Genomic DNA, 7,876 nt, shown 5'->3' with positions numbered 1-7,876 from the left:
CCCATATACAGCTCGCGCCCGGTTTCCTCATAGACCTCGCTCATTTTCGCCATGCCCTTTTCGGCCTCTTCGGCGGCGATGAAGCCCGCGCTGTCCTGATTTTGCAGCTTGGCGAAGTCGCGGACTTCCTGACTGATCTTCATCGAGCAGAATTTGGGCCCGCACATGCTGCAGAAATGCGCCGACTTGGCGCCCTCGGCGGGGAGCGTCTGGTCGTGATATTGCTCGGCGGTGTCGGGGTCGAGCGACAGGTTGAACTGGTCGCGCCAGCGGAATTCGAAGCGCGCTTTCGATAGCGCGTCGTCGCGGACCTGCGCGGCGGGGTGGCCCTTGGCGAGGTCGGCGGCGTGCGCGGCGAGCTTGTAGGTGACGACGCCGACCTTCACATCGTCGCGGTCGGGGAGGCCCAGATGCTCCTTCGGCGTGACGTAACAAAGCATCGCGGTGCCGTACCAGCCGATCTGCGCGGCGCCGATGCCGCTGGTGATATGGTCGTAACCCGGCGCGATGTCGGTGGTGAGCGGCCCGAGCGTGTAGAAGGGCGCCTCGCCGCACGCTTCGAGCTGCTTTTCCATATTCTCCTTGATCTTGTGCATCGGGACGTGGCCCGGCCCCTCGATCATCACCTGCACATCCTGCGCCCACGCGCGCTTGGTGAGCTCGCCGAGCGTATAGAGTTCGGCGAACTGCGCCTCGTCGTTCGCGTCATAGATGCTGCCGGGGCGGAGGCCGTCGCCGAGGCTGTAGGCGACGTCATACGCCTTCATGATCTCGGTAATCTCGTCGAAGCGTTCGTAGAGGAAGCTTTCCTTGTGATGCGCGAGGCACCATTTCGCCATGATGCTGCCGCCGCGCGACACGATGCCGGTCATGCGCTTTGCCGCGAGGGGGACGTAGGGCAGGCGGACGCCGGCGTGGATGGTGAAATAGTCGACACCCTGTTCGGCCTGTTCGATCAGCGTGTCGGCGAAGATGTCCCAGGTCAGATCCTCGGCGATGCCGCCGACTTTCTCGAGCGCCTGATAGATGGGGACGGTGCCGATCGGGACGGGCGAGTTGCGGATGATCCATTCGCGCGTGTCGTGGATGTTGCGGCCGGTCGACAGGTCCATGACGGTGTCGGCGCCCCAGCGGATCGACCAGACCATCTTGTCGACCTCGCTCGCGACGTCGGATGCGACCGCGCTGTTGCCGATATTGGCGTTGATCTTGACGAGGAAGTTGCGGCCGATCGCCATCGGCTCGCTTTCGGGGTGGTTGATGTTCGACGGGATGATCGCGCGGCCGCGCGCGACCTCGTCGCGGACAAATTCGGGGGTGACGTAATCGGGGATGCTGGCGCCCCAGCTTTCGCCGTCGCGCTTGTACTCGGCGAGGCGGGCGCGGCCGAGATTCTCGCGCTCGGCGACATATTCCATCTCGGGCGTGATGATGCCGCGGCGGGCATAGTGCATCTGACTGACGTTCGCGCCGGGCTTGGCGCGGAGCACCTGCTTGCGGACGTTGGGGAAGGCGGGGACGCCGCCGCTGCGGTCGGGGCCGAGCTGGCCGTTATCCTCGGGGCGAACCTCACGCTGCGTGACTTCCTCGACGTCGTCGCGGCCGCGAATCCAGTCACGGCGGAGTTCGGGGAGGCCCTTGGCGATGTCGATGCTGGCGTTCGGATCGGTGTAGGGGCCGCTGGTGTCGTAGACGCGCACGGGGGGCTCGCCCGAATGCGGGTCGAGGTCGATCTCGCGCATCGCGACGCGGATGCCGCTGCCGGTCTGCGTCGCGACATGGATCTTGCGGCTGCCGCGGATCGGCCCGGTCGTGACGCCGATGGGGGTTGCGGATTCGAACTTCGAGTCGATGTCGGCCATGTGCAGTCGCTCCATATGTCCGGAGCGAGAGTGGGATTCCGAGTGCGGAAACCGGCCCTCCCTCCGCCGGTATTACCCGGATCAGGTTCAACGGGTCGCGGTCTATTCCGCTCTCAACCGGCCATCACAGACGCGGCTCCCCGGGGATGGGGGCGTTATAGGCGGCGGCGGATGCGCTGTCCATTGATGATGGCGACGGGGCGGTGGTAAAGGGCGGCGAGGGAGAGGCGCATGCGGATGATGGCGGCGGCTTTGGCGATGTTGCTGGTGGCGGCGAGCCCCGCGGCGTCGGTCGACGATCTCGGCTGGCTCGCGGGCGACTGGGTCAGCGAGGCCGACGGGCGCTGGACCGAGGAGAGCTGGGCGGCCCCGCGTGGCGCGATGATGATCGGGTACAGCCGGTCGGGGCGCGGCGACGCCCTGCGCGAGTTCGAGTTTTTGCGGATCGCGGCGGGTGCGGGCGGCGGGCTCGCCTATATCGCCATGCCGCAGGGCGGGACGTCCGGCGCGTTCCCGCTGGTGCGGCGCGAGGGCACGCGCGCGACCTTCGAGAATGCGGCGCATGATTATCCGCAGCGAATCGAATATGTCCGCGAGGGCGAGGTGCTGACCGCGACGATTTCGGCGATCGACGGGGCGAAGGCGCGGCGCTGGACCTATCGGCGCCGCTGAGGGGCGAAGGGCATCATGGCGGACAAGACGGGGCGGCTCTTCGCGATCATCGACAATCTGCGCCGGCGGCGGCGGCCGGTGACCGCCGAGGTGCTGGCCGGGGAACAGGGCGTGTCGGTGCGCACGCTCTATCGCGATATCCAGGCGCTGATCGCGCTCGGCGCACCGATCGAGGGCGAGGCGGGGGTCGGCTATGTGCTGCGCCCCGGCTTCTTCCTGCCGCCGCTGATGTTCACCGCCGAGGAGCTGGAGGCGCTGGTGCTCGGCGCGCGCTGGGTCGAGGGGCGGCAGGACGGATCGCTGTCGCGCGCCGCGGGGCTGGCGCTCGCGAAGATCGCGGCGGCGAGCCCCGCCGAGCTTCGACAGCGGATCGACGAGTCTGGGCTGTGGCCGGTGAACAGCCGCTGGCGCGAGAGCAATGCGCCCTTGCTCGCGACGGTGCGCGAGGCGATGCGCGCGGAGAAGGTGCTGCATATCGACTATGCCGACGAGCATGGAAAGGCGACGGAGCGCGCGATCTGGCCTGCGGCGCTCGCCTATTTCGAGGAGAAGCAGATCATCGCGGCGTGGTGCCTTCTGCGGCAGGATTTCCGCAGCTTTCGTATCGACCGCATCGCGGCGGCGCGGATCGGCAGCGAAGGCTTCGGGCGGCGGCGTGCGGTGCTGATGGCCGACTGGTGGCGCAAGAATGGGTTCGACGCCGACTCCTGACATGATCTGTCAGGGGGGGTGGGCTAATCCTCTTGGGGTGAGGGGCGCAGCGAGCGCCGCCAGACCGGAGGATTTTCGATGCTCAAGACCCACCATGGTTCGTGCCACTGCGGCGCCGTCAAATTCGAGGCCGACATCGATCTCGAGGCGGGGACGGGCAAATGCAATTGCTCGATCTGCACCAAGAAAAGGAACTGGAGCGCGCAGATCAGGCCCGAGGCGTTCCGTCTGCTGACCGATCCCGCGGCGCTCGAGGAATATGTGTTCGGATCGGGGAGCGCGCATCATGTCTTCTGCAAGACCTGCGGCGTGTCGCCGTTCGGCCACGGCTATGTCGAGGAGATCGGCGGCGCCTATCATTCGGTGTCGATCGCGTGCCTCGACGACCTGACCCCCGCCGAGATGGCGGCGCTACCGGTGACGCATATGGACGGCGCGGGGAACAACTGGTGGAACCCGCCCGAAGTGACGGCGCATATGTGATCAGGTGCGACGCGCGAGGTAGACGCCGGCGATCATCAGCGCGATCCCCGCGACGCGCTTGGCGTCGATCGCCGAACGCAGCGCGCCGAACAGGCCGAAATGGTCGATCGTCGCGGCGCTGACGAGCTGGCCGACGAGCACGAAGAAGATCGCGTTGCCGACGCCGAATCTGGGCGCGATGAAGGTCACCGCGATGACATAGAAGGCGACGAACAGCCCGCCGAAGTAGAATTGCGCCGGAATGTCGGAGGTGAAGCGGATCTGGCCGACCGACGCGGTCATCAGCGCGCCGGCGGTGGCGATGAGGAAGGCGAGGCCGAAGAGGATCATCGACGCCGCCATCGGGCTGCCGAGCCGCGCGCCGAGCCCGCCGTTCAATGCGGCGAGGATCGGAATGCCGACCCCGGTCAGGAACATGATCGTGGCGAAAGCGGGGGCGGCGTTGTTCGCGGTCATCGGCGGGGTTCCTTCATGGCGGGCGCCTTTGCGGCTTGCGCGGCACGATAGTCGAGGACGGGCAGACCGCCGATTCCCCAGTTTTCGCAATCGACCTCGTCGATGGTGACGACGGTGGTCGCCGGATTCCTGGCCAGCACGCGCCGGAGCAGATCGGTGACGCCGGCGATCAGCTCGGCCTTCTGTTCGGGCGTCGCGCCCTCGCGGGTGATGCGGATGTTGACACAGGGCATGGGCATCTCCTCAGGCGAAGGGGGTCGCGAATTCGATGCGGATACCACCGGGCATCGCGCAAATGAAATGGTGCGTCGCCGCGCCCTCGCGGATCGGTTCGGGGTCGAATTCGATCACCGCGCCGGGATGCCCCTGCACGCGCGAAGACGGTGCGCAGCGCATCGAGATCGGCGACGCGCAGCGCGAGATGGTGGAGGCCGATATTGGCGCGGCGGTCGAAGGCGGCGGCGCCAGCGGGATCGGCGACCTGCCAGAGCGTGAGCAGCGTCGTCCCGTCGGAGACGAAGATCGCGGGATAGTCGGGGCGTTCGGCCGCGACGGCGAAGCCCAGCGCGTCGACGAAGAAGTCGCGCGCCTCGGCGACGTCGCGCACGGCGAGGCCGATATGGTGGGCGCCCCGGGTCAAGGCTGTGGTCATTTTTCTTCCTTTCGTTGTCGTCCGACTGACGTCGGAGCGGGCTGGTGCCGCCCTGATTCGAGCGCGGCGATTTCGGCGCGCAGCCGGTTGATCTCGGCCGCCATCGGGCGGACCGCGGCGGAAATTTCGGCCTCGGTGAAGCGCGGGGTGATATGCTGCGAGCAATTCCATTCCCAGCCGGTCACATCGATGAAGAAGGCGCGCTCGGGCGTCGCGCGATAGCCCCCGGGCATCAGCGCGGTGACCGCGGCGGGATCGTCGGCGAGCTCGACGCTGTGGGCGTGGCCGACGAGTTTCAGACGCTCCCTGTTCGGATAGTCCATCAGGAACAGCGAGACGCGGTCGTTGCCCTTAAGATTGGCGGTGCTGATATATTGCTTGTTGCCGCGATAGTCGGCGAAGCCGATGCGATTGCCCGCGATGTGACGGAGGAAGCCCGCGGGCCCGCCGCGATGCTGCATATACGGCCAGCCCCCGGCGTTGACGCTCGCCATGTAGAAACTGTCGCGTGCCTCGATAAAGGCGATTTCCCTAGGCGTCAGCGTGTCGGGGGTGCCATCGGCACTCGCGTCCATCTTCGCATAGGAGGCGCGCGAGCCATGGCGTTCCTGCTCGGCCTTGACCGCGTCGTCGAACAGCGTGTGCCGGTAATTCTGCGCCATCGTGCCACGTCCTTGCGAAAGGAAGCGAACGGAAGCCGGGGGAGAGCGGGGCCTCCGTTCGCGACGTCGATCTAGGTCATTGCCGCGACGGTTATAATCGGGAGTGATTACACAAGTTAATTCCGGTAAATGGAATAATCATGGACCGGCTGCTTACGCTCGAAATGTTCGTCGCCGTCGCGAGCGAGGGCGGCTTTGCCGCCGCGGCGCGCAAGCTCGGCAGTTCGCCGCCCGCGGTGACGCGCGGCATCGCGGCGCTCGAGGCGCGGCTGGGGACCAGCCTGTTTCACCGGTCGACGCGCGCGGTCGTGCTGACCGATGCGGGGTCGGCGTTCCTCGACCAGGCGCGGCGCATCCTCGCCGATCTGGCAGGGGCCGAGCGCGAAATCCGCGGTGCCGGGGCCGAGCCGCGCGGCCAGCTGCATCTGACCGCGCCCGTCATGTTCGGGCGGCTGCATGTGCTGCCGGTGATCGGCGACCTGATGGCGCAGCACCGCGAGCTGGCGGTCCGGATGATGCTGATCGACCGCAACGTCCGCATCGTCGAGGAAGGGATCGATGTCGCGGCGCGAATCGGGCCGCTCGCCGATTCGGGGCTCAAGGCCGTGCGGATCGGCGAAGTTCGCCAGATGCTCGTCGCGAGCCCCGCCTATCTCGCGCGGCGCGGCGCGCCGGCGGCGGTCGCCGACCTCGCCGGGCACGACCTGATCGGGACGCCGGGACCGCGATGGACGAGCGAATGGCAGTTCGCGAGCGGGCGATGGCGGCTGGGGGCCCCGCCGCGGCTTGTCGTCAACACGGTCGACGGGGTACTCGCTGCCGCCGAGGCGGGGCTGGGGATCGCGAACCTGCTCTCCTACCAGCTCGCCGAGGCGGTCGATACGGGGCGGCTGATTTCGTTGCTGGCGAACGAGCAGCCGGCGGCGCTGCCGGTGCACCTGCTGTTCGAACCGTCGCGCGCGCGCCTGCCCGCGGTCCGGCTGTTCATCGAAGCGATGAAGGCGCGGATGCGGACGGCCGGGCTGGTTTGAGGGCGAAGGCTGGTTAGGGGCGGGAAGCCGCCTTCGCCTCCTTCCCCTTCGTCATCCCGGACTTGATCCGGGATCCCGCTTTTTTTTTACGCACCGATTGCCTTCGATCTCAAGCGGGACCCCGGATCAAGTCCGGGGTGACGATGATTGATCGGACAGCTTTCGGTCGGTTGCCGCCGTAGCGATCGTCCAAGCAAAAAGGGCGGCCCGAGGGCCGCCCTTTCCTGTCCGTCTGTCCGGCCGATCAGTCCTGATGCGGCTGGATGTTCACCGCGGCGAACTTGCCGCGGTCGTCGACTTCGATGTCGAACGCGACGCGGTCGCCTTCGTCGAGGCCCGCCATGCCGGCGCGCTGCACGGCGCTGATGTGGACGAAGGCGTCGGCCTGTCCGTCGTCGCGCGCGATGAAGCCGAAGCCCTTCGTCGTGTTGAAGAATTTGACGGTGCCCGAGGTGCGTTCGCCGGTGAGCTGGCGGCGGCCGCGCGCGCCGCCCGCAGCCGGGCGGTCGCCGCGGTCGTCACGACGCGGGGCGAATTCCTCGATCGGAAGCGGCTCGCCCTCGATCTTGAGATCGATCGCCGACACCTTGCCGTTGCGCTCGACGAGCGTGAAACCGAGCGGCTGGCCCGAAGCGAGACCCTGCAGGCCCGCCTGTTCGACCGCGCTGATGTGCACGAACACGTCTTCGCCGCCATCGTCGCGCGCGACGAAGCCGAAGCCCTTCGACGGGTTGAAGAATTTCACCGTGCCCTGGCCTTCGCCGACGACCTGCGCCGGCATGCCGCCGCCACGCCCGCCGCCGAAACCGCCGCCGCCGCCGAAGCCGCCGCCACGGTCGCCACCGCCGAAGCCGCCGCGATCGCCGCCGCCGAAGCCACCGCGGTCACGGTCGCCGAAACCGCCGCGACCGCCGCCGTAGCTGTCGCCGCCGTAGGGTGCCGGTTCGAAGCTGTCGAAATTGCCGAAATCATCGCGCTTGCCGCGTCCACGCTGGCCGCGCCGATCCTTGTTGAAACTCATAGTCTGTTAGTCGCTTTCGGTCGTCCACACCCCATTCAACCGGCTCATTGCGCCGGACGGGGACGCAGTTCACCACAGGCACGGACTCGCCCCATGCCACCAAGGACGCAAGATATAGCCTAATTATCCACAGGCTGCGAACAGAAAATTTCAGAAAGATGATGCGGAATTTTGCATGGTTTGCCGCGGGCTTCGGCGGCGCCGGCGCCCCTGCGCAAACCAGTCATTGAGCAGCGGGGCCGGTTGGCCTAAGGCGACCCCATGACAGTCCATTTCCACGAAGAAGATTTGCCCGAGGGCGTGCTCGGTCCCGGCGCGGTCGCGAT

At 67.3% G+C, this 7,876-nt stretch carries 10 protein-coding genes, 1 pseudogene and 1 riboswitch; of the genes and pseudogenes, 4 read left to right on the top strand and 7 right to left on the bottom strand.

The window, feature by feature from the left end; all coding sequences use genetic code 11:
• Positions 1–1,862 (bottom strand): phosphomethylpyrimidine synthase ThiC (thiC, locus tag JHC57_RS19710; RefSeq protein WP_294032284.1); only part of this gene is annotated, 1,862 nt, incomplete at its 3' end.
• 41 nt (positions 1,863–1,903) lie between these two features.
• Positions 1,904–2,015, bottom strand: a riboswitch (TPP riboswitch).
• A 78-nt stretch (positions 2,016–2,093) separates the two neighbouring features.
• Between thiC and JHC57_RS19705 the strand changes: the two genes are divergently transcribed.
• The 3 genes from JHC57_RS19705 to JHC57_RS19695 all read left to right on the top strand — a co-directional run bounded on the left by JHC57_RS19705 (position 2,094) and on the right by JHC57_RS19695 (position 3,728).
• Positions 2,094–2,534 carry a DUF6265 family protein gene (locus JHC57_RS19705; RefSeq protein WP_294032283.1) on the top strand — a complete coding sequence of 147 codons (441 nt, stop codon included), beginning with the start codon at positions 2,094–2,096 and terminating at the stop codon, positions 2,532–2,534.
• Positions 2,535–2,549: 15 nt separating this feature from the next.
• Complete coding sequence (locus JHC57_RS19700) at positions 2,550–3,245, top strand: YafY family protein (RefSeq protein ID WP_294032281.1); 696 nt, start codon at positions 2,550–2,552, stop codon at positions 3,243–3,245.
• A gap of 78 nt (positions 3,246–3,323) precedes the next feature.
• On the top strand, positions 3,324–3,728 hold the full coding sequence (locus JHC57_RS19695) for a GFA family protein (RefSeq protein ID WP_294032280.1): 405 nt from the start codon (positions 3,324–3,326) through the stop codon (positions 3,726–3,728).
• On the opposite strand, the gene JHC57_RS19690 is transcribed toward JHC57_RS19695, so the two are convergent.
• From JHC57_RS19690 to JHC57_RS19670, 5 genes and pseudogenes are all read right to left on the bottom strand, one after another.
• Positions 3,729–4,184, bottom strand: coding sequence for a DMT family transporter (locus tag JHC57_RS19690; RefSeq protein ID WP_294032278.1), 456 nt, complete (start codon positions 4,182–4,184; stop codon positions 3,729–3,731).
• On the bottom strand, positions 4,181–4,417 hold the full coding sequence (locus JHC57_RS19685; protein WP_294032276.1) for a 4-oxalocrotonate tautomerase family protein: 237 nt from the start codon (positions 4,415–4,417) through the stop codon (positions 4,181–4,183). Before JHC57_RS19685 ends, JHC57_RS19690 begins: the two co-directional genes overlap by 4 nt.
• Before the next feature lie 10 nt (positions 4,418–4,427).
• On the bottom strand, positions 4,428–4,580 hold the full coding sequence (locus JHC57_RS19680) for a hypothetical protein (protein ID WP_294032286.1): 153 nt from the start codon (positions 4,578–4,580) through the stop codon (positions 4,428–4,430).
• Positions 4,581–4,602: 22 nt separating this feature from the next.
• Positions 4,603–4,836: pseudogene (locus JHC57_RS19675) on the bottom strand (VOC family protein); the annotation flags it as partial.
• On the bottom strand, positions 4,833–5,498 hold the full coding sequence (locus JHC57_RS19670; protein WP_294032274.1) for a pyridoxamine 5'-phosphate oxidase family protein: 666 nt from the start codon (positions 5,496–5,498) through the stop codon (positions 4,833–4,835). The gene JHC57_RS19670 and the pseudogene JHC57_RS19675, both read right to left, overlap by 4 nt.
• 140 nt (positions 5,499–5,638) lie before the next feature.
• Between JHC57_RS19670 and JHC57_RS19665 the strand changes: the two genes are divergently transcribed.
• Complete coding sequence (locus JHC57_RS19665; RefSeq protein WP_294032272.1) at positions 5,639–6,529, top strand: LysR family transcriptional regulator; 891 nt, start codon at positions 5,639–5,641, stop codon at positions 6,527–6,529.
• A 244-nt stretch (positions 6,530–6,773) separates the two neighbouring features.
• Here JHC57_RS19665 and JHC57_RS19660 read toward each other — a convergent pair whose 3' ends face one another.
• Positions 6,774–7,550 carry a cold-shock protein gene (locus tag JHC57_RS19660; RefSeq protein WP_294032271.1) on the bottom strand — a complete coding sequence of 259 codons (777 nt, stop codon included), beginning with the start codon at positions 7,548–7,550 and terminating at the stop codon, positions 6,774–6,776.
• Positions 7,551–7,876: the final 326 nt, after the last annotated feature.

Origin of the sequence: Sphingopyxis sp., from assembly GCF_016463645.1 — a bacterium.
Lineage (GTDB): Bacteria > Pseudomonadota > Alphaproteobacteria > Sphingomonadales > Sphingomonadaceae > Sphingopyxis.
The sequence above is the reverse complement of the archived record's forward strand: the minus strand, read 5'-3'. Positions and strand labels throughout refer to the sequence as shown.

Excerpts from the sequence above, each read along its gene's own strand:
- JHC57_RS19705 (WP_294032283.1), top strand. The coding sequence starts at position 2,094 with ATGCGGATGATGGCGGCGGCTTTGGCGATGTTGCTGGTGGCGGCGAGC.
- JHC57_RS19700 (WP_294032281.1), top strand. The coding sequence starts at position 2,550 with ATGGCGGACAAGACGGGGCGGCTCTTCGCGATCATCGACAATCTGCGC.
- JHC57_RS19695 (WP_294032280.1), top strand. The coding sequence starts at position 3,324 with ATGCTCAAGACCCACCATGGTTCGTGCCACTGCGGCGCCGTCAAATTC.
- JHC57_RS19690 (WP_294032278.1), bottom strand. The coding sequence starts at position 4,184 with ATGACCGCGAACAACGCCGCCCCCGCTTTCGCCACGATCATGTTCCTG.
- JHC57_RS19685 (WP_294032276.1), bottom strand. The coding sequence starts at position 4,417 with ATGCCCTGTGTCAACATCCGCATCACCCGCGAGGGCGCGACGCCCGAA.
- JHC57_RS19680 (WP_294032286.1), bottom strand. The coding sequence starts at position 4,580 with ATGCGCTGCGCACCGTCTTCGCGCGTGCAGGGGCATCCCGGCGCGGTG.
- JHC57_RS19670 (WP_294032274.1), bottom strand. The coding sequence starts at position 5,498 with ATGGCGCAGAATTACCGGCACACGCTGTTCGACGACGCGGTCAAGGCC.
- JHC57_RS19665 (WP_294032272.1), top strand. The coding sequence starts at position 5,639 with ATGGACCGGCTGCTTACGCTCGAAATGTTCGTCGCCGTCGCGAGCGAG.
- JHC57_RS19660 (WP_294032271.1), bottom strand. The coding sequence starts at position 7,550 with ATGAGTTTCAACAAGGATCGGCGCGGCCAGCGTGGACGCGGCAAGCGC.